Annotated in this window: 16 protein-coding genes; 12 read left to right on the forward strand and 4 right to left on the reverse strand. The window is 49.6% G+C overall.

Annotated features, from left to right (window positions below; all coding sequences use genetic code 11):
- Both DXZ20_RS38105 and DXZ20_RS35830 read left to right on the forward strand, forming a co-directional pair.
- On the forward strand, positions 1–184 hold a 184-nt coding region (locus DXZ20_RS38105; RefSeq protein WP_250566044.1), incomplete at its 5' end, for a hypothetical protein.
- A gap of 504 nt (positions 185–688) precedes the next feature.
- Positions 689–2992: a choice-of-anchor Q domain-containing protein gene (locus tag DXZ20_RS35830; protein ID WP_163703223.1), complete on the forward strand. Its 2304-nt coding sequence runs from the start codon at positions 689–691 to the stop codon at positions 2990–2992.
- Positions 2993–3097: 105 nt separating this feature from the next.
- On the opposite strand, the gene DXZ20_RS35835 is transcribed toward DXZ20_RS35830, so the two are convergent.
- The gene (locus DXZ20_RS35835) at positions 3098–3442 is read right to left on the reverse strand and encodes a DUF952 domain-containing protein (protein WP_163703224.1); all 345 of its coding nucleotides are present in this window, start codon (positions 3440–3442) and stop codon (positions 3098–3100) included.
- Positions 3443–3501: 59 nt separating this feature from the next.
- On the opposite strand from DXZ20_RS35835, the gene DXZ20_RS35840 reads away from it, so the two are divergent.
- From DXZ20_RS35840 to DXZ20_RS35850, 3 genes are all read left to right on the forward strand, one after another.
- The gene (locus DXZ20_RS35840) at positions 3502–4158 is read left to right on the forward strand and encodes an SOS response-associated peptidase (protein WP_163703718.1); all 657 of its coding nucleotides are present in this window, start codon (positions 3502–3504) and stop codon (positions 4156–4158) included.
- 288 nt (positions 4159–4446) lie between these two features.
- Positions 4447–5601: a murein hydrolase activator EnvC family protein gene (locus DXZ20_RS35845; RefSeq protein ID WP_163670357.1), complete on the forward strand. Its 1155-nt coding sequence runs from the start codon at positions 4447–4449 to the stop codon at positions 5599–5601.
- 109 nt (positions 5602–5710) lie between these two features.
- Positions 5711–6427: a hypothetical protein gene (locus DXZ20_RS35850; protein WP_163670356.1), complete on the forward strand. Its 717-nt coding sequence runs from the start codon at positions 5711–5713 to the stop codon at positions 6425–6427.
- Between the two features lie 20 nt (positions 6428–6447).
- Here DXZ20_RS35850 and DXZ20_RS35855 read toward each other — a convergent pair whose 3' ends face one another.
- Both DXZ20_RS35855 and DXZ20_RS35860 read right to left on the reverse strand, forming a co-directional pair.
- Positions 6448–7131 carry a response regulator gene (locus tag DXZ20_RS35855; protein ID WP_163703225.1) on the reverse strand — a complete coding sequence of 228 codons (684 nt, stop codon included), beginning with the start codon at positions 7129–7131 and terminating at the stop codon, positions 6448–6450.
- Positions 7132–7182: 51 nt separating this feature from the next.
- Positions 7183–8421 (reverse strand): sensor histidine kinase, encoded by a 1239-nt coding sequence (locus DXZ20_RS35860; protein ID WP_163703226.1) that lies wholly within the window; start codon positions 8419–8421, stop codon positions 7183–7185.
- A gap of 235 nt (positions 8422–8656) precedes the next feature.
- Here DXZ20_RS35860 and DXZ20_RS35865 point away from each other — a divergent pair, with 235 nt between their 5' ends.
- The 4 genes from DXZ20_RS35865 (at position 8657) to DXZ20_RS35880 (ending at position 13724) form a co-directional block, all read left to right on the forward strand.
- Positions 8657–9376 carry a Spy/CpxP family protein refolding chaperone gene (locus DXZ20_RS35865; protein ID WP_163703227.1) on the forward strand — a complete coding sequence of 240 codons (720 nt, stop codon included), beginning with the start codon at positions 8657–8659 and terminating at the stop codon, positions 9374–9376.
- Between the two features lie 137 nt (positions 9377–9513).
- Positions 9514–11637 carry an AAA family ATPase gene (locus tag DXZ20_RS35870; protein ID WP_163703228.1) on the forward strand — a complete coding sequence of 708 codons (2124 nt, stop codon included), beginning with the start codon at positions 9514–9516 and terminating at the stop codon, positions 11635–11637.
- A 44-nt stretch (positions 11638–11681) separates the two neighbouring features.
- On the forward strand, positions 11682–12167 hold the full coding sequence (locus DXZ20_RS35875; RefSeq protein WP_163670346.1) for a DUF29 domain-containing protein: 486 nt from the start codon (positions 11682–11684) through the stop codon (positions 12165–12167).
- Between the two features lie 375 nt (positions 12168–12542).
- Positions 12543–13724 carry an RtcB family protein gene (locus tag DXZ20_RS35880; protein WP_163703229.1) on the forward strand — a complete coding sequence of 394 codons (1182 nt, stop codon included), beginning with the start codon at positions 12543–12545 and terminating at the stop codon, positions 13722–13724.
- Between the two features lie 5 nt (positions 13725–13729).
- Here DXZ20_RS35880 and DXZ20_RS35885 read toward each other — a convergent pair whose 3' ends face one another.
- Positions 13730–14260, reverse strand: a complete 531-nt coding sequence (locus tag DXZ20_RS35885) for a type III secretion system chaperone (protein WP_163703230.1) — start codon at positions 14258–14260, stop codon at positions 13730–13732.
- A 184-nt stretch (positions 14261–14444) separates the two neighbouring features.
- Between DXZ20_RS35885 and DXZ20_RS35890 the strand changes: the two genes are divergently transcribed.
- From DXZ20_RS35890 to DXZ20_RS35900, 3 genes are all read left to right on the forward strand, one after another.
- Positions 14445–16979: a glycoside hydrolase family 3 protein gene (locus tag DXZ20_RS35890; protein WP_163703231.1), complete on the forward strand. Its 2535-nt coding sequence runs from the start codon at positions 14445–14447 to the stop codon at positions 16977–16979.
- Positions 16980–17333: 354 nt separating this feature from the next.
- A complete protein-coding gene (locus DXZ20_RS35895; RefSeq protein WP_163703232.1) occupies positions 17334–18875 on the forward strand; it encodes an ATP-binding protein in 1542 nt (513 codons plus the stop codon).
- Positions 18876–19267: 392 nt separating this feature from the next.
- Positions 19268–19875, forward strand: a 608-nt coding sequence (locus DXZ20_RS35900; protein WP_163703719.1) for a Na+-transporting NADH:ubiquinone oxidoreductase, subunit NqrB, incomplete at its 3' end; no start/stop codon positions are given.

Genomic DNA, 19875 nt, shown 5'->3' on the forward strand with positions numbered 1-19875 from the left:
TGACATAAAGTGTTTATTTTGGCAGCTCAACCGCAACCTACGATTTCGGATATCGTTGGCTTCGTCGGGTTTCGCAAGATTGAGATTCCGGTATAAAGCGTTTATTCTGGTGGCTCAACCGCAACCTACGATTTCGGATATCGTTGGCTTCGTTGGGTTTCGCAAGATTGAGATTCCGGCATAAAACGTTTATTCTGGTGGCTCAACCGCAACCTACGATTTTGGATATCTTTGGTATCGCTTGGTATCGTTGGGGTTCACGGGGTTGAATCTGTTTATAGATTTGACAAGCGCTCACCCAAGAAGTTTTAATAAATTAAATTCTGGGAAAACTACAAAGGAGTCAAAGAGGGTAGAGCCCGCACAAGCCTTTCTTTGACAATGCATCTTACCGAAAATCTAGTTCCCTATACATTCTTTAGCGACACGAAAAGATATTGAACGGTAAAGACTTTACCCTCAATCAAACCATTATCCGGGCCATACCCTACTCAGAGGTAGGTGGTCTATATGGTCGCAACCCATAATCTGGATTTCGGGGTATTAATTGTTACCGCGTTTCAGGCGGTGCATTAAATCAGACAGCTCTAACCAACATTACCGACATTATTGTTGTGCTTCCGACAGCGCCTGGATCTGTCGGAATTTCCCTGCGCCCACATTACCTGCAACCATTATTAAACTCGCTATGGCTACCATCACTGTCACCTCTACAGCAGACCGAGGAGCAGGATCACTTAGAAGCGCGATCGCAAAAGCCAAAAAAGGCGATACTATCCAGTTCGCCAAAAAACTCTCACAGAAAACCATTAGTTTGACCAGTGGACAACTCTCACTCGATAAATCAGTCACAATTGATGGCAAAAAGGCACCTGGCTTAACCATCAGCGGCAATAACTCTAGCCGTGTGTTCCTAGTGGAACGAAATCAGAAAGCCACTTTTAAGAACCTGACCATCGCCAATGGCAAAACCAAAGGTGGCGGTGGCGGCATCCTCACACGCCACGAAAGTACCCTGAACCTATTCAATGTGGCCCTCAGAAACAATACCTCAGCCTTAGGTGGTGGCATTCGTGTTGGGCATCTTGCCAAGGCAAACATCATCAACAGTCGCTTTACAGGCAATGATGGCACCCTCACCAACAAGTATGCAGGTTTTAGTGCTGGGGCCATTTCCCATGACGAATCGCGGGCTCACTTAATCGTCAAAGGAAGCACCTTCGCAAATAATCGCGGCTTTAATGGTGGAGCCATTTACGGTCGCTCCACCGTTGCCTTTCGGGTTGAAAACTCTGTCTTTCGCAATAACGTTGCTGTCAACAGAGGTGGCGGTGGAGCAATTTTCACAGATGGGGTTAGTTCCATCGGGTATTCCGGTCCTGGCAATAAAGGCACCATTGTCATCCGAGGCAGTCGCTTTGAAGGCAATCAAGCACAAGGGATGGGCGGTGCACTCTTCCTCTGGGGCTATGGCAAAGATAAAGCCATCATCAAAGACACCGTCATCATCGATAACAAAGTGACTTTCAATGCCAAAGGGGATGCCAAAGGGGGAGCTATCTGGGCCAAAATAGGTCTGAACCTGGAGAATGTAACCTTGGCCAACAACACCGCCACCCAACAAGGAGGTGCCCTATGGCTGGAGTCCAATTTACCCGCCAATATCGTCAATAGCACTTTCTCAGGCAATCGAGTGTTTAAGGATGCTGGCGGAGCCATGTTCCTGAATAATCGCTCCACACCGGTCAACATCACCAATTCAACCATTGCTTATAACTCGGCAGGTCGGGCCAATGGAGCCCTTTGGTATGCCAGAAACCATGCAGTAACCTTAAAGAACTCCATCATTGCCTTTAATACGGCTGACAAAGATAAACGTCAGAATCAAGTGGGTTTTCAGGCCATTGATGGGGGCGGCAATGTTGAATTTTCTAGCGATCGCAAGTCCATGCGGGTGCTAAAAAACAGCCTGGTTGCAGATCCCAAGCTAGCCCCCTTGAAACAACGCAACGGTGCCCTAATCCATCCGCTGCGCTCCGGTAGCCCCGCCATTGATGGAGGTAGTCGAGCCGGTGCGATCGCAGGCAATCAACGTGGCATACAACAAAATAATCGCGCCAATATTAGTGCATTTGAAGGCACCTTTTCGACGTCTCCCAAAGCCCGAATAGAATCTATTGGCGAATACGGCAATCTCACGCTCAACCATAGATGGAAAACAGTTTCCCTGGATGACACCTACAAAAACCCAGTTGTCCTTGTTTCTGACCCCACAGTCAATGATTCAGACCCGGTCGCTATACGCCTCCGCAATGTGGGCAAACAATCCTTCCAAATCAGGCTCCAGGAACCCAACTACAGCGACGGCATCCATAAAAATGAGTCCCTCTCCTATCTCGTCATGGAGGCTGGCGATTGGACCCTTAACGATGGCACTCGCATCTCAGCTGGCACTTACAACTCCAACCGTTTGACCTCCCAAGGCTTTGATACCAGGAAGCTACAGGGCTTCGACAAAACTCCCACAATCTTGTCCCAGGTACAAACCAACAACGGTGGCGATTGGGTGACCACCCGTGTCAAACAACAATCTTCCCAGGGTTTCCAACTGGCAATGCAAGAAGAAGAAGCCTTAAATCAGGGAGGACATGCCACTGAAACCTTAGGCTGGCTGGCCATTGAGCAGGGCACAGCAAATGATGGTGACACACTATTACACGGGGGAACCACCAGCCGCAGCTACGATCACAATCGTTCTCAGGTCAACTTCAAGGCAGGGTTTGATACGGCACCTTCACTGATCGCTAAACTGGGGTCATTCTACGGTGCAGACACCGCCAACATCCGAATTGACGATATCACCCGTCAGAGCTTTGGTGTCGGTGTCTACGAAGAGAAGTCCCTCAATAGTGAGCTCAACCACACCCCCGAATCCATCTCCTTCCTAGCGTTGGAAGGTCAGTCAGGCATCTTAAGTGGAATGGCCGTGTAATGGCCGCGCCATAACTATTCCGCCATACCCCGACAGATCCTCGGTTTCTAGAATTGGCCTGGGCCTAATGGAAACCGGGGATTTATGCAGAAAGCTTCAGGAAGCTTATTTTAGCGCCACCGGCAACTGAAACACCCCCGCCTGATCATAGGTATCCTTATAAACCTGCTTCACCGCCGCCCAGGGCACTTGCCCATAAATGTGGGGATACAACTCCGTTCCACCCGACGTATTCTCCACACGAATCTCACAATCCATCGCTGCCGGGTCAATACTAAACAACACCAGCCCCTGCTGCCCTGCATAGTGCCGACGGCTCACCCCCATGACCTGGTGCAAAAACGAACAGTGAATAAAGCCTTCCTCTGCTAAATCAGCTGACTCAAACCATCCCTGCGCCGCGGCCATCTGCACATCAGCCGCTGGCGCAATGCGATACAGCATTTCCATCGCCTTATCCTCCCTCTCAAAATTTTTTAGTACAATTGTCTCAGTTCACATTACTCCCCATGTGTGGTCGCTACACCCAAACCCACTCCGGCGCAGACTTAGCTGAGGCCTTTCAACTCACTACAGAGCCGGAACCACCACCGCGCTATAACATCGCTCCATCTCAACCTGTCTCAGCGATCATTGCCGGTCCTGACTATCGCATCTTCCAATGGGGTCTGGTTCCTTCATGGGCTAAAGATTACAAAATCGGCTATCGGCTGATCAATGCTAGATCTGAAACCGCCGCCGAGAAGCCCTCATTTCGCGCAGCCTTCAAACGTCGGCGCTGTCTGATTCCAGCCGATGGTTTTTACGAATGGCAGCGCACGGCTAGCAATAAAAAGAAGCAGCCTTTTTATATTCACCTGAGAGAACGGCCTATATTTGCTTTTGCTGGCCTGTGGGAGCAATGGGAAAGCGGCGATGGCAGCTACCTGGAAACCTGCACAATTCTCACCACGACACCGAATGAACTGATGGAGCCTATCCATAATCGGATGCCAGTGATTATTCCTAACGCAGACTATGACCGTTGGCTAACGGGAACACCAGCCCAAGTACAGGGATTAATGCAACCCTACAATGCCAACGACATGGAGGCTTATCCAGTCAGCACATTGGTCAATAGCCCCCGCAATGAGTTAGCTGATTGTATCGCGCCCCTTGAAGTTTAAGGACATTTCTAGGAAAGAAACTACCAGTCATCAAGGCCCCCAAACCCGCAATTCTGGGGGCTTTGAATCTTTTTCCCCAGAATTAGGGGCTAAGGGGGCCTCCAGCTGGTGTGGCCTTTTTGAGAAAACACCTAAGTTCGTACAGCAGAATCCATTACTGTGATCAGATGGACAGTACCCTTAAACTGAAAATCGTTATAGATGAATTTCGTTTTTTAAATCACCAAGTCGGGCTATCATGTGCTGCGTGTGTTCAGCTGGTGATCAAGCGAGTTCCTGACAAAACCAATGACTGCAAAACGAACACAGCGGTTTTTATCCCTCTTTGCCAGTGTGATAATTGGCGTGTCGTTTTTAGTGCCCATAGCTCTGGGGCAAACTCAAAACAGTGCGCCATTGGAACAGTTACAACAGCAACAGAAAAAAAATGAACAACAGCAGCAAGATTTAGAAAGAGAACAAAACCGGCTAAGGAATCTAGAAAACGAAGCAGCTCAACAGCTAGAAGGCCTACAGGACAGTATTACCATTACTGATCTCAAAATTGAAGAAACGGAGTTTCAAATCACCCAAGCCCAAGAGCGGCTAAAGCGTCTAGAAAATACGCTGACCATGGCCCAGAACGAATATGAAACGGTCAGAATCGGCGCGGTACAGCGATTGCAGTTTATGCAAAGACAGAAGGATGCCGAAGGCTGGGCTGTATTGCTTAAAAGTGAAAACCTAAACGAGTTTTTAGAGCGACGCTATCGGCTTGGTAAGATTTACCAGGCAGACCGCGATTTTATGGCGGAACTTCAAGAAAAAGCTGATTTTATCGTCCGGCAGCAGCAAGGGGTGGAAGCTCAGAAGAATTCTATTGCCCTATTACGTCAACAGCTGCTCGCCCGACGGGATCAATACGAGGCTCAAGCAGATCAGCAAACTCAGCTGATCACCAGGCTTAAGGATAATCGCAGTGCGCTAGAAGCGGCTCAGGCTCAGTTAGCGCGAGATTCTGAAAGTTTGGCTAATTTAATTCGCCAGCGCATTGCCGCAGCCAATGGCAGCGTACTGGGCACAGGCCAGATGAGCATTCCCACCTCAGGCGTTATCACCAGTCGTTTTGGCTCACGAATACACCCTGTGCTGGGATATCGTCGCTTTCATGCTGGTGTGGACTTCGGTGCGCCCTATGGCACCCGCATTACCGCCGCTGACTCAGGCAAGGTCATTTTTTCGGGTTGGTACGGTGGCTATGGTAATTCGGTGATTATTGATCACGGTGGTGGGCTGACCACCCTCTATGCCCATGCCAGTCGATTAAATGTTCGTGAGGGCCAAGCGGTGGTAAAAGGGCAATCTATAGCAGCAATAGGTTCCACTGGTCTTTCAACTGGGCCACATTTACACTTTGAAGTGCGTCGTAATGGTAATCCGGTAGATCCCATGGGATTCTTGTAGAACTAGATTACAAGCGCACAGACATCTTTTGCGACAGTACTCGTTACCAGATTTACAGTCACAGTCATTATGCCGATGCAAGCACTCACCAACTTGGGCTGGATAAACCATGGCTGATATCTATACTCGAATCAGCCGACTAGTTGCCCCAGTCATTATTGGATGCTTTATTTCTATTCCAGTTGCTCTAGCAGAACCCACGATTAATGAACAAATAGAGTCTGAGTTTGAACTTGAACCAGGCACAGTGGATAGTAGCCCCGTCCTACAGGAGTGGTTGCAGGGAACTCCGGATGTGCTTAGCAATATCCGCAATCAGCCCAGCTTTCCCTCAAGGCTACAGCTAAGCTACGCGCTATTTCCATCTAGCCAAGATGAGCGTGGTTTATCCATCGGGGTCGAAGATGTCTTTGTCGGGGATTTACCGCTGACGGTAAATGCTGATTATGTAGCTAATTTTGATGGTGGGGATATGGACCGAGAAGCCTACGGGGCACACCTGCGTTATTACGTATTGCCCTTAGGTGGCTATGTGAATGTGGCTCCCATTTTGGGCTATCGCCATGTGGAGGCGGTGGACTATAGCGAAAGTGGTGTGCAGGTAGGGTTTCAGGTAAAGGTGGTGCCATCGCGGGGGGGCGGTGCTGATTTTGCCTATACCCAGACCTGGGTGAGTCCTACGGAAAATGATTCGGTGATGATTACTCAGTTGGAGTTTGGCTATGGCCTGACGGAGCGATTACGGCTGGCAACGGATGTGGAGTGGCAGTTTGCGCCGGGGGCGACGGATAGTCGACTAGGTATTGGGATGGAATGGATGTTGTAGGGGCGTTCTATGGAACGCCCCTACGATAATTTGGAGGATAGTTTGGCGGCAAGCAGGGCGGCCTGGGTGCGATCGCGAACGCCCAAACGCCCTAAAAGCCTAGTCACATGGTTTTTCACCGTCCCTTCTGACAAAAATAACGCTTCGGCAATTTCCCGATTATTGGCCCCGGTGCCAATCAGGCGCAGCACATCTTTTTCGCGAGGCGTCAGCTCATCAAATCCTTCAGGCACATCTACTGGAGGGTCCTGCTGTCCGGCTAATATTTTTTCTAAAATGCCGGGACCAAACTGACTGTAGCCCTTAGCCACGGTACGAATGGCCTGGGCGAGTTCTTCAGACGGGGTATCTTTAAGCAAATAACCCCTGGCACCGACGGCCATGGCCTGGGCAATTAGGTCGTCATCGTCAAAGGTGGTAAGCACTAGAACCTGAATTGATGGATAGCGGGATGCGATCGCATCCGTTGCCGCCACCCCATCCATCACCGGCATGCGCATATCCATCAGCACCACTACCGGCAGCTGAGCCGTTGACTCCATCTGCTCCAGCACGGTTAATGCTGTTTCACCATTATCGGCATCGCCAACAATCACAATGTCGTCTTCTAAATCTAATAAAGTCTTTAACCCTTGGCGAATAATCTGCTGATCGTCCACCAGCATCACAGGAATGGCATGAGGTTGATAATCTTGTTGCGTCATTGTTGTATTGCTATAAGTATCTATCGTTTAGGGCAACCACAAGGGGTGCCCCTAGCTCGGAATAACTAAACGTATTTCGCACCCCTCCCCCGGTCGACTATTGAATGTAAGTCGACCACCCATGGCCTGGGCTCGCTCTCGCATCCCCTGTAAGCCAAAGCCTGTCGATGTTTGACTAAGGTCAAAACCACGACCATTGTCGCGCAATAAAAGTCTCGTACCAGACTCATCAGTGATCAGTGTGAATTCTACTGCCGTTGCTTCAGCATGTTTCACAATGTTAGTAATGCCCTCTTGGGCAATGCGATAAAGGGCCATACTGGTTGCTTCAGGCAATGGCTGCAATAGCTGAATATTGATATTAGGGATAATGCCAGCACTGGTGCGTAGGGTGTCAATCAGTACATTTAACTTTGTATGCAGAGACTCTTTTAACTGGCCATCATCCCGCAATGTTGCCACAGACTGGCGGACATCCTGCAAAGCAACAGAGCCCAGCCGTTTTGCCTCAGTTAAAAGAGTTTTTGATTTTTGAGGATCTCGTTGAGAGAGTTTCAGAGCCCCTTCTAACTGAATATTAAGAGCCGTTAACGAATGACCTAACGAATCATGAATCTCACGAGCAATTCGGCTACGTTCTTGAACGGTTGCTAGCTGTTTCACCTGTGATGCAGAGCGCTTTAACTCTTTATTCGCCTTCTGTAAACGGGTTTGAATCGTTCTCTCATTGAGCAATGCATTCACCAACAACAATGTAAATACGAGAGAAAGTCCAAAGAACACAATCAGGTTCATTTGGAGACTACCAATTAAGTGTTGTCGAATATGCCGAGGGATTTGCCCATCAAATCCTCTGAATCTCAGGCTAAGTGTGGTCATAAATAACAAAAACGAGAGGGCCGTCACGGCAATCCGACCCATGACCCCCACCATTAAGCAACTACGAATGACCAGAACCAAATAAACAAACGGGAAAAGCCTAGCTCCTCGCAGCATCAGCCCTGATGTTACTAAAATCAATGCCACTTGCAGGGCAATATGGCCAAATCGTAGCCAAAAGCCTCTGGTGGGCAAATAGAGCCCCAAAAAGCCAAATAACAACAGACAACCCACCGTGACCAATGGCCACTGCGTAAACATACGCACAGGCACATTCGGTAAGCTACGACGAGCCATATCCCGCAGCGGTGGTGCTGTCAGGATCCCCATGATCGACACCGCCAGCAAGCCCCACTCTAGATAGAGTAAAAATCGAAACGGATGATTCTGAAACTGGATGGCTCGGTTCATAGACAAAAATCCTTTCAGGATACACACCGGGATGGTGGTTATTGCTTACCTTACATCCCTACCCCTTTCCCAACCCTACCCAAAATTTCAAGCTTATACAGGTACTTTATTGGACCAGTGACTAAAGTCATCACTTCTCCCATGACTTCGGTCCTTCCTTACGGATGACTCTCGCTAGCAGCCATCAAAGATCTCCCTTGGCTAAGATGAGGCCATCAACAAGCAAACAAAACCTATGAAATTTCCAACCATCAAACAATGCTGTGGCGGGGCCCTGATGTTGACCGCTTTAATAGCTAGCCCAGCTATTCTCAAAGCCAGTAACGCCAATGCGTTCTCCCCAAATATGGCAGAAGGGCTGAATCTTACGTCTGAACAGCAGGCTGAACTAAACGCCATTAAAGATAACGCCCGCACTCAGATTGAAGCTATCTTGACTGAGGACCAGGTGGCGGAACTGGACGGGCAAACGGGTCGCGATCGCAGACAGGCCATGCGCAGTATCAATCTCAGTGAAGAGCAACGGACCCAGCTCCAGGCCATTCGTGAAGAATCCCGAGCATCTGCTGATGAGGTTTTTACAGATGAGCAACAGGCTCAGCTCCAGGCCATGCGAGCTAACCGCATAGAGGGTCGTAAAAACCGCCGTGAAGAGTTTGCAGAAGAACTGAATCTCACCGCTGAGCAGCGGGCTGAACTTGATGCCATTAAGGAAGATGCTCGCACCCGAGTGGAAGCAATTCTGACGGAGGAGCAACTGGCAGCACTGGAGGGTAAAACCGGTCGCGAGCGGGGACAGGCGATGCGCAGCTTCGATCTTAGTGAAGACCAACGAGCAGAGCTGCAGGTCATTCGTGAAGAATCCCGAGTCGCAGCCGATGCTGTGTTGACCGATGAGCAAAAGGCGCAATTGCAGGAAATACTAACCAATCGCGGCAATCGTCGCCCTCGCTAGTTATTCCAGGGTGCATCAGCATACAAATCAATAAGGGAAACACCTCAACCAGGAATGCTTTATGTTCCTGGTTTTTTCTTGTTTTTTTTGGGTATCATCTGCCGAAATGCCATCGGGATTGCTTGAATAGAACTACTATGGATAATTCTAAAAACCTGGTTTCAATTCAAATTGGTAGTCTAGTGTTACTGTCAGGAGCCCCTGGAGCAGGCAAGTCCACAGCATGTCAGCACCTGCCATCGGCATTAATCCTATCCAGTGACGCGCTGCGGCAAACTTTTTTTGGCACCGCTAAAACACTGGTTGATGGGCAGGTGGCCGACCGACCCTTAGCCACCGACGACCGACTGATTTTTTCCACCCTGGAAAGCGTCGTTCGAGCGCGGCTAAAGGCGGGGCTAACCACCATTGTGGACGCCACATTGATTAGTGATAAAGAACGTAAACCCCTGGCCACAATTGCCGAAGAACTGGGCGTGCCTGTGCAGGTGGTGATTTTTAATCCACCGTTGGAGCGGGTACAGCAGCAGAATAAGCAACGACGCTGTAGGGTGCCAGAGCAGGTGGTGGCTAAGTTTTGCGATCGCATCCAAACCAACTCCCAATGGCCCTTCATCCTGACCGAAGGCGACATCACATTGTCAGTGGAAATCCCTACAATTCCAGACACTATCAAGCTAGATGCCATTGGTGATATCCACGGATTGGCCAACACCCTCCAGACCATGCTCCACAAGCTGGGTTATGACGAGAATCTAATCCATCCTGAAGGGCGCAAACTTTGTTTTTTAGGAGATTTGGTAGACCGTGGACCTCAGTCCTTAGAAGTCCTGGATATTGTTATGCAGGCAGTGAGTCAGGGCCACTATTGTGTGCGGGGTAACCACGACAACAACCTGGCCCGAGGATTACGCGGCGATACCATCAAAAGCAAATCTACGCGGGGAACGCTGCACAAAGCCATGCAGTGTGACCAAGATTACCAGGCTCGGATCCGAGAGTTTATCCAATCCCTACCCTCGTTCTATCGATACCGCGATTATGTGCTGTGCCACGGTGATATTGAATGGTTTGATCCGGTGTTACAACCCGCCCACGATCGAGTGTATGGCCGCTGCCGTCTAGGCGAAACTCACGACACCGATGGTGTTTTTCGCAAGACCAGTCATTTAACCGTCGTTCGCGGTCACATTCCCCTCACCTCAGCAGGTGAACGCACCTACTCCTTAGAAAAAGGAGCCGGATTTGGTGGCCCCTTAGCCGCTATGCGTTTACCCGAGCAAGAACAACTAGACGTCCCCTGCGAGTTTGACTACAGCAAATGCCCACCCAGCTTTGCCAAACAGATGGAGGCACTTGTGCCGAAAAAGCTAGTCAAGCGAGTCAATGAAGGTTGGCTCACCCTATATAAGTACAGCTCCAAAGCCTTTTTCACCCCCTCAGCCTGGGACGACTATCCCGAGCTAAAACTGGCCCGTGGCATAGTGGTCGGGCTGGATGGCAATCCCGTCAGTCAACCCTTTCCACGCACATTTAACTATCTAGAACGGGACACCACTCTACCCCATGAAACCGACGTGATTGCCGTCGAAAAACTCAATGGCTTTTTAGTCACCACATTTTTGCATCCCTACGATCCCCATCAGGTTGTTGTGACCTGTTCTGGATCGTTTCAGGGAGAGTATGTAGAATACGCCAAGTCACTGCTTTACAAAGATGGCCTCTATGGTCGCGTTTTAGCCTGGCTCAAGGCTAATCGGCACACCACCTTGCTATGGGAGGCGATTCATCCAGAAGACCCCCATATTATTCAGTATGGACCAGACGATTATGGCCTTCACTTGATTGGGGGTGGAATTTTAGGCCATGGATTTATGGGTGAAAAAGAGTTGGATGCGATCGCAACCACGCTGCAAACACCACGCCCCACCTGGTTTCTCTGTAGCTTTGGCGACGCCATTTCCAAATCCCACCACGTTGAACACGAAGGCTTTATGATCCGCCTCGCCAGCGACGGCAGCTTCGCCCTGAAATTAAAGAGTCCCTATTACCTGCGCACTAAATTCTTAGCCAGGATGACACCCAAAAAGTCTAAATTTATGTATGCCCAACCCAAGCGCTTTAAGCACGAACTAGACGAAGCCTTCTGGCCGTTAGTCGATGCCGTCACCAGTCAAGTTACCCAAGAAACCTGGCTCAACTGGACCGATGTTGAACGTCGCGATTTTGTCCAAAGCTGGATGAACGAAGTATACAAGTAGTAGAAGTGTCACCAAGCCAATGAGACCATCTCCCAGAGATAGCCATGTCGAGTCCCACTAATCAAGCACCTACAACAGAGCATGCCTCAGCGGCCTCAGCGCCACGAGAAAATCTGTACGACACTGATTTTATGGCTTGGTGTGAGTATCAAGCCGAGGCATTGCGATCTCAGGACTTCAGGAATCTAGACTTAGCAAACTTAATTGAGGAAATTAGCGATATGGGTCGGGAGCAATTTAACAAAACTGCCTCCCTAACCCGTCAAATCATCATCCATATCCTTAAATTACAAGCTTTTCCTGATGATCAAGCAGCTGAACACTGGCGTGATGAAATCGAAGCATTCCAAGATAGCCTAGATGATATTGTCAGCGGCTCCATTCGCTATCGATTCCAACAACAAGAAACCTTTGCCGCCCAGCAAGCCAAAGCCTTACGACGACTCCAACGCAAATACCCCGACACCAAGTTCCAACCACTAGATTCAATGACACTTGATGAGATTATTGCTTGGCCTGAAAAGAGCTAACACAAAATTCTGCATAACAGCCATCAATACTGCCGGGTGGGCACAAGGCCGCACCCCTACGAAGATATTCACTTTGCGCACTAGAGATATGGGGTAAACACCCCCTCCGATTTAAGAAGTTTCGATCCCCTCTTTTTTACGGTGTGGAGCGAACGCGGAGCAGCGTAACCACCTCACCGGCAACCAGTGCAACTACCTTCAGCTATTCCCCTGTAAACCTCTTATGCGAGGGGCCTGGGGAACTCAACTTCCCCAGATCGGGGGGTTTCAGGGGGGAAAGCCCTGAGCAACCCACTCCGCTATAAACCAGTCAACAAAAGCTATAACCAGCCCACATCTTCACCATTCCTCCCAGATCACGAATAAGATCGCACCATGCCCTACCAATCCGTCCCCTTCAAAACCAACAAACCCGTCCTCTCTTGGGCCAACCACGATCTCGGCTCCAAAGAGATCCAAATGGCCAAAAACGTCGCCTCACTGCCCTTTGTCTACAAACATGTCGCCCTGATGCCCGACGTTCATCTCGGCAAAGGAGCCCTCGTCGGCTCCGTCGTCGCCACCGAAGACGCCCTAGTCCCCGCTGCCGTCGGCGTCGATATCGGCTGTGGCATGTGCGCTCTTCAGACTCCTTACAAAAGCAAAAAGCTAGACGGCAAACTCAGAAAAATCCGTAAAGAAATCGAAGCCACCATCCCCACTGGCTTCGAAAGCAACAAGAAAGTTGGCAAATCCGTTTACAACTGGCAAGGCTGGCGTCACTTTAAAGACCTACATAAGGGCGTGCAGCATCTAGAAAAGAAAGCCCTGAGTCAAATGGGCTCCCTTGGTGGTGGCAACCACTTTATCGAAGTGTGCATCGATACCGAAGACACCGTCTGGCTTATGCTCCATTCCGGCTCCCGTAATATCGGCAACATGCTGGCCAAAAACCACATCAGTACTGCCAAAAACTTACAAAAGCTCGCCAACCAGAAGCTACCAGACCTCGATCTCTCCTATTTTGTCGCCGGTACTGAAGAGTTTCGTAGCTATTGGAATGACCTACAGTGGGCACAGGCCTACGCCCTGCAAAACCGAGAAGAAATGATGGCTCGCTTTAAGCACATCATCGAAAAACATCTCGGCGGCGGCAAACCCTTCAAGCCATTATTGGCCGTAAACTGCCACCACAACTATGCCGAAAAAGAAGAACACTTTGGCAAAGATGTGTACGTCACCCGCAAAGGAGCCGTTCGGGCACGCACCACCGACTATGGCATTATTCCTGGCTCCATGGGCACCAAGTCATACATCGTCAAGGGTAAAGGGAACCACGATAGCTATTGCTCCTGTAGCCATGGAGCCGGTCGCGTCATGTCCCGCAGCAAAGCAAAGGATACCTATACCCTGGACGACCTGATCGAACAGACCGCCGGCGTAGAATGCCGTAAAGACAAAGGCGTCATCGACGAAATTCCCGCAGCTTATAAACCCATTGATGAAGTCATGGCTAACCAGCGGGATCTGGTAGAAGTCGTCGCCACCCTCAAACAAGTCATCTGCGTCAAAGGCTAAGCCGCCTAAATTTCTTCCACATTGCTACGGCGCTGGCGCTGGCGCAGACCAAAATTCAGCTCATTACTGGAGTAAGACGTGCCAAAGGTCTCAGCCAAGCTCACCACCTGACGCAGGGCGGAACGAAAGTTGTCTCCTTGCAGAGTACTCAAGGGATGTAAATATACAGCAACCACAGCGCCATCGGTAACGGCATAACGGGCATCTAGGGCCGTATGGAAATTAGCCGCCAGCATCGCCTGAACTTGCTGAGCCGTCAATTCTTCCACCGGCATTACTGGGCTAAATACCCGCATGCGATCATTATTGGCATCGGCCAGGATAATGACGGTGCGATCGCTAACCCTAAATTGCCACTGACCATTTTCTCCCTCAACGTTATCAACCTCCGACTGTAGGATTTGCTCTAGACGAGCCAATGTCATCAACTCCAGCCGCTTTGGTGTTTGAGCACAGGCCGCAGTCGTCACAAGCGGTATAGATGTGGCCATCAGACCAGCCGTTACAAAGGCTGCTGTACGGGGTATTAAAGTCATGGTTGGAGCTATAAAAGTTGCAGCCATGCTAAATAACCAAAATGAGCCCATCCTGAGAGTATCTAAAGGTTTTGATGATTTAAACAGCCGCCCATAAAGCTAAGACCTAGTAAACGTACTTAACACCGACACAGAGAAGAATTCATTTTACGATCTTCCATGGCGGCCCATCTCTTAAACTCTTATGATCAATATGAAAGTCACCCTTATTGGCCTATTGTTTGTATTCACACTCAGCAGTGCACTGATTGCATACTTGAGAACAGCAGCTAAGGGAAATGGGACGCCATCGATAGACAGCAGCGCCTCCCCTCAAATTACTCCAGAAAATTGGCCAACCACCCATGGCGGCGCACCCATAGAACCTGAGATTGAAGCCCGCATTGATGAATTAATGGCATCAATGACCCTTGAAGAAATGGTGGGCCAAATCATTCAAGCAGATATTGATCATGTCACCCCAGAGGATGTACGTCGATATCGTCTAGGCTCAGTTCTCAACGGTGGAAACTCAGCTCCTGGTGAAAATGTTCGAGCCCCAGTTGAAGATTGGTTAGCCCTCGCTGATGAATTTTATGCAGCCTCCATGGATACCAGCAACGGCGGTCAGGCTATTCCCATACTGTGGGGCACAGATGCCATCCATGGCCACAACAATATTGTTGGAGCCACTGTCTTTCCCCATAATATTGGATTAGGGGCCACTCGCAATCTAGATCTGATCCAACAAATTGGCGAGATAACAGCACGGGAAGTAATTGTTACTGGCATGGACTGGACCTTTGCCCCCACCCTAGCAGTTGCCCGTGATAACCGCTGGGGACGCACTTACGAAAGCTATTCCGAAGAACCTGAGATTGTTGCCCAATATGCCACAACAATTGTCAAAGGCCTCCAAGGAGCACTGGGCACCGATGATTTTCTCAGCAACCAACACATTCTGGCCACAGCTAAACATTTTATTGGCGACGGCGGCACCCATAACGGAAAAGACCAGGGCGACAACATCGACAGTGAAGCTAACCTGCGAGACTATCACGGTGCCGGCTATCCACCAGCGCTCGAAGCCGGAGTACAAACTATCATGGCATCATTCTCAGCCTGGCATGGTCGGCACATGCACGGTCATGGACCCTTGTTAACCGATGTGCTCAAGCAGCGCATGGGCTTTAACGGTTTTATTGTGGGCGATTGGAACGGCCATGCTCAAATTCCAGGCTGTTCCACCAAAAGTTGCCCCGCTGCGTTTAATGCAGGCATTGATATGTTTATGGCTCCAGACAGCTGGCGTCAGCTACTCCAGAATACGGTGGCACAAGTCAAGTCTGGAGAAATTTCTCGTGAGCGCCTGGAAGATGCAGTACGCCGTATTCTTCGGGTAAAATTTCGTCTTGGTTTGTTTGAAAAACCTAAACCCTCAGAGCGTCCCCTTGCTGGTCATTATTCGCTGTTGGGGCATCCCAATCACCAGGCTGTAGCACGACAGGCCGTACGTGAGTCTCTTGTTCTACTTAAAAACCAAGATAATCTTTTACCCTTACAGACCAATCAAACAGTATTAGTCACGGGAGACGGGGCTGATGCCATCGGCAAGCAGACCGGTGGTTGGACCCTATCATGGGAAGGCACTGGCAACACCAATGCTCACTTCCCCAACGGCACTTCAATCTGGGAAGGTATTCGCAACACAGTTGAAGCCGGTGGTGGAACCGCCATCCTCAGCTCAGATGGCAGCTATGATCAAACACCCGATGTGGCCATCGTGGTCTTTGGAGAAAATCCCTATGTTGAGTTTAAGGGAGATTTAGACAACTTAAATTTTGCCTCCGATCAGGAATTTCAATTACTTGAAACATTCCAAACAGCAAGTATTCCCACAGTTGCTGTTTTTCTCTCAGGCAGGCCCCTATGGGTCACCCCTGAGATTAATGCTGCCCAGGCATTTGTCGCTGCCTGGTTACCGGGCACGGAGGGAGCGGGCATAGCCGATGTGTTAATTCGCAAACCCAATGGTGACATCAATTTTGACTTTACAGGCAAACTCTCTTTCTCATGGCCTCGCACAGCGATTCAGACCAAAGTAAATCGGGGTGATGATAATTACGATCCATTGTTTCCCTATGGGTATGGGTTAACCTATCAAGACAATGGCAATCTACCGCAACTACCTGAATTCTCAGGTTTAGATGGCAGCGAACAGACCACCAGTAATGCTCTTTTTGCATTGGGTAGACCCATGGCACCCTGGAGTCTGCAAGGTATTGTAGGCGATACCGCCAGTACAGTCGTGGATGCACACACTCAGCTAAATAATGTGCTCACCATCCGTTCAATTGATCGGGTAGCGCAGGAAGATGCAAAACAGTTTATTTGGAACGGGCAAGAAAAGGCTGCAATAGTACTCACTGGACCTGCCACTGACTACAGCGCTGCATCCCACTACGATGGTATGACATTGGTCCTACAGTATCGGGTAGATGCCCTACCAGAAGCACCGGTCACACTATTTGCAGAGTGCGGCGAGAACTGTCGCGCTAATTTGGATATGACTCAGCTATTTATGACCGAGTCTTTGGGAGAATGGACCCAGACAGAAATTAGTTTACGTAGCCTGGTAGACGCTGGCGCAGATATGGCTAGGCTGACAGCGTTAGGCTTTGAAACCGAGGCTCCCTTTTCTTTAAGCCTATCGGATATACGATTAGTGCCTAAAGATTAACGTTGACCCTCGAAAGTCAACCGTAAGGGGGACAGCAAACCTCAAACATATCTCAAAGAGGTACATTATTTTCATGCAGACGCCTCAAGGTCCGAGTTGTTGCATTCAGGCTCATCCCCTCACTTCTCGCACGGAATCAGTGCCAAAGACTGGAAATGGCTATTTCCAGTTGGGGATTAAGTATGGACTGTAGCTCCAGCCTGTTTTCCCTATGGCGGATCGACTGCCACAGTGACGTAAGCTAAACACGGTTGTAAGAGGCTGGACAACGAGATATCACCTCATCATTTTCAGCAATCAAACTCATCTAACGCTCAACAGGCTAAAATAACGGCGTTTGTAACCGTTTTCCCCATGGCGCGTTGGTTTAACATAGCTGGTCCCTGCAAGCCAGATAAGCATTACACACTGCCACCAACCGAGCGACTGCCCAATCTAGAGCGCGTCATTGACCAAGAGGGGTATTTCGTGATCCATGCCCCCCGGCAAACGGGTAAAACTACCGCTATGCTGGCCTTAGCTCAGCAACTTACCGCTAGCGATCGCTACACGGCTGTGATGGTTTCGGCTGAGGTGGGAGCCCCCTATGCTCAATCTCCCCTACAGGCTGAAACGGCTATTTTACGCGCATGGCAAGAGTCGGCTACATTTTGGCTACCGCCAGCGCTGCATCCACCGGTCTGGGAAGACGGGGCAAGTATTGGTCAAGCCCTAAGTCAGTGGGCTAAAAAATCGTCGCGCCCCATTGTGTTATTTATTGATGAGGTGGATGCGCTGCAAGATGAAGCTTTAATCTCACTGTTACGGCAGCTGCGGGATGGCTATCCCCGTCGGCCCCTGGGGTTTCCCCAGTCAATTGCACTGATTGGTGTGCGGGATATCCGTGACTATAAAGTTGCTTCTGGGGGCAATACCCGACTGCATACAGCCAGTCCGTTTAATATCAAAGTTAAGTCGTTAACGCTGAGAAATTTTTCGGCTACGGAAGTGGCTCAACTCTATGGCCAGCACACGGCAGAAACGGGCCAGGTGTTTGAGTCGGATGCGATCGCACATGTATTTCATCTCACCCAGGGCCAGCCGTGGTTGGTAAATGCCATTGCCAAAGAAACCGTAGAAGAACTGGTCACCAATCCGGCTGAACCGATTACCCTAGGCCATATAGAAGCGGCTAAAGATATATTAATTCGACGGCAGGATACTCACCTGGATAGTTTGGTAAGCATTTTGCGTGAAGACCGAGTACGGGCTGTAATCGAACCGATGTTGGCCGGGGAAGAACTGGGGATTGTTTCCCAGGATGATCGACAGTTTTTGATCGACCTTGGTCTAGTCAACCGTAACCCAGCAGGTGGCTTGATGCCTGCTAATCCCATTTATCGCGAAGTGTTACCAAGGGCATTGGCGGGTGGACCTCAAGATAGTTTGCCGGTGATTAGCCCTGGCTGGCTGACCATCGACGGGCGCTTAGATCCAGCAGCACTGTTGGATGCGTTTCTCAGTTTTTGGAAACAACATGGTGAGCCGTTACTTAAGAGTTCTCCGTACCATGAGATTGCACCTCACCTGGTGATGATGGCGTTTCTGCATCGGGTAGTGAATGGCGGCGGCACCCTACAGCGGGAATATGCCATTGGCAGCCGTCGGATGGATTTGTGTTTACGATATGGCGATGTGACCCTGGCGATGGAGCTGAAGGTCTGGCGAGAGGGACGACCAGACCCCATGGATCAGGGACTGGTGCAATTGGATGATTACCTGGCGGGTCTGGGGTTAAACCAGGGCTGGTTAGTGATTTTTGATCGACGGCAGGGACTGACTGCCATTGCAGATAGAACCAACTCTATGGTGACGGATACACCTCAGGGGAGACAAGTTACTGTGATTCGTGGTTAGGGCTGATGTAGTTGGATGAGTGCTCTCGTCGCTGTTGTTAGTGCTGTTGCGAATAGTCAATGAATCGCTAGTCAACCAAAAGGTTCAACAATTAATTCCCAGCAGAATTAAAATTCCCCTTGCGGGGATGGAAACAATTATCTAACAGAACTGAATATCTATAACAGAACGTCACAACCAACCACATTATTTTCATGCAGACGCCTTAGTCCAGAGTGACAGAGAGCAAGAATTAAGCCAAAAATAAGCCAGCTATACAGTAGTCTTTCTGAATCTAAGACATAGTGAGTCATTCAGCGATTCAATTCGTTTCGTTTTTTGTAACTCAGAGGACATCCGGGCTCAGCATCAGCCATACTAGCGGCCATAGTTGCCTGTATGGAAATCGGCCTATGGTTATCCCCACCATTCAAGCTCAGCTGAGCATTTTCAAAGATGCACGGGATTATCAGATCTTGTGTTTAGCCTTATTTCTAATTTTAGGTGTTGCCATGCGCGATTGGTCACTACAGCCAGCCATCGTCGCTACAGCAATCATCACAGCGCTGGGGAGCCAGGGGTTATTTTCTTGGCTAATGTCTCACAATTCATCATCAAACCAGCTGCAAACAATATCTCCAGCTGAATTCAACTGGCGTAGTCCACTGATTACCGCATTAGGTCTCAGCCTACTGCTAAGGACAGACCACATAGCCACTATGGCTCTAGCCGCCAGCATTGCCATTGCCAGCAAATTCCTTTTTAAGGTTAACGACAAACATTTTTTCAATCCTGCCAATCTTGGCATTATTGCGGCTCTGACGCTCACCAATGACGCTTGGGTATCACCAGGACAATGGGGGGATGAGATTTGGTACGGCCTAATTTTTATGGGTGCTGGAGGCATGGTACTCAAGCGCGTAGGCCGCTGGGACACCACCGGCATGTTTCTAGCCAGCTATGCCCTACTAGAAGCAGTGCGTAATCTATATCTTGGCTGGACCTGGGATGTGTGGGCACA

It is taken from the genome of Adonisia turfae CCMR0081 (assembly GCF_011009555.1).
Classification (GTDB): Bacteria; Cyanobacteriota; Cyanobacteriia; order Phormidesmidales; family Phormidesmidaceae; genus Leptothoe; species Leptothoe turfae.

Coding starts and splice junctions, on each gene's coding strand:
- DXZ20_RS35830 (WP_163703223.1), top strand. CDS start 689: ATGGCTACCATCACTGTCACCTCTACAGCAGACCGAGGAGCAGGATCA.
- DXZ20_RS35835 (WP_163703224.1), bottom strand. CDS start 3,442: ATGGAAATGCTGTATCGCATTGCGCCAGCGGCTGATGTGCAGATGGCC.
- DXZ20_RS35840 (WP_163703718.1), top strand. CDS start 3,502: ATGTGTGGTCGCTACACCCAAACCCACTCCGGCGCAGACTTAGCTGAG.
- DXZ20_RS35845 (WP_163670357.1), top strand. CDS start 4,447: ATGACTGCAAAACGAACACAGCGGTTTTTATCCCTCTTTGCCAGTGTG.
- DXZ20_RS35850 (WP_163670356.1), top strand. CDS start 5,711: ATGGCTGATATCTATACTCGAATCAGCCGACTAGTTGCCCCAGTCATT.
- DXZ20_RS35855 (WP_163703225.1), bottom strand. CDS start 7,131: ATGACGCAACAAGATTATCAACCTCATGCCATTCCTGTGATGCTGGTG.
- DXZ20_RS35860 (WP_163703226.1), bottom strand. CDS start 8,421: ATGAACCGAGCCATCCAGTTTCAGAATCATCCGTTTCGATTTTTACTC.
- DXZ20_RS35865 (WP_163703227.1), top strand. CDS start 8,657: ATGAAATTTCCAACCATCAAACAATGCTGTGGCGGGGCCCTGATGTTG.
- DXZ20_RS35870 (WP_163703228.1), top strand. CDS start 9,514: ATGGATAATTCTAAAAACCTGGTTTCAATTCAAATTGGTAGTCTAGTG.
- DXZ20_RS35875 (WP_163670346.1), top strand. CDS start 11,682: ATGTCGAGTCCCACTAATCAAGCACCTACAACAGAGCATGCCTCAGCG.
- DXZ20_RS35880 (WP_163703229.1), top strand. CDS start 12,543: ATGCCCTACCAATCCGTCCCCTTCAAAACCAACAAACCCGTCCTCTCT.
- DXZ20_RS35885 (WP_163703230.1), bottom strand. CDS start 14,260: ATGACTTTAATACCCCGTACAGCAGCCTTTGTAACGGCTGGTCTGATG.
- DXZ20_RS35890 (WP_163703231.1), top strand. CDS start 14,445: ATGATCAATATGAAAGTCACCCTTATTGGCCTATTGTTTGTATTCACA.
- DXZ20_RS35895 (WP_163703232.1), top strand. CDS start 17,334: ATGGCGCGTTGGTTTAACATAGCTGGTCCCTGCAAGCCAGATAAGCAT.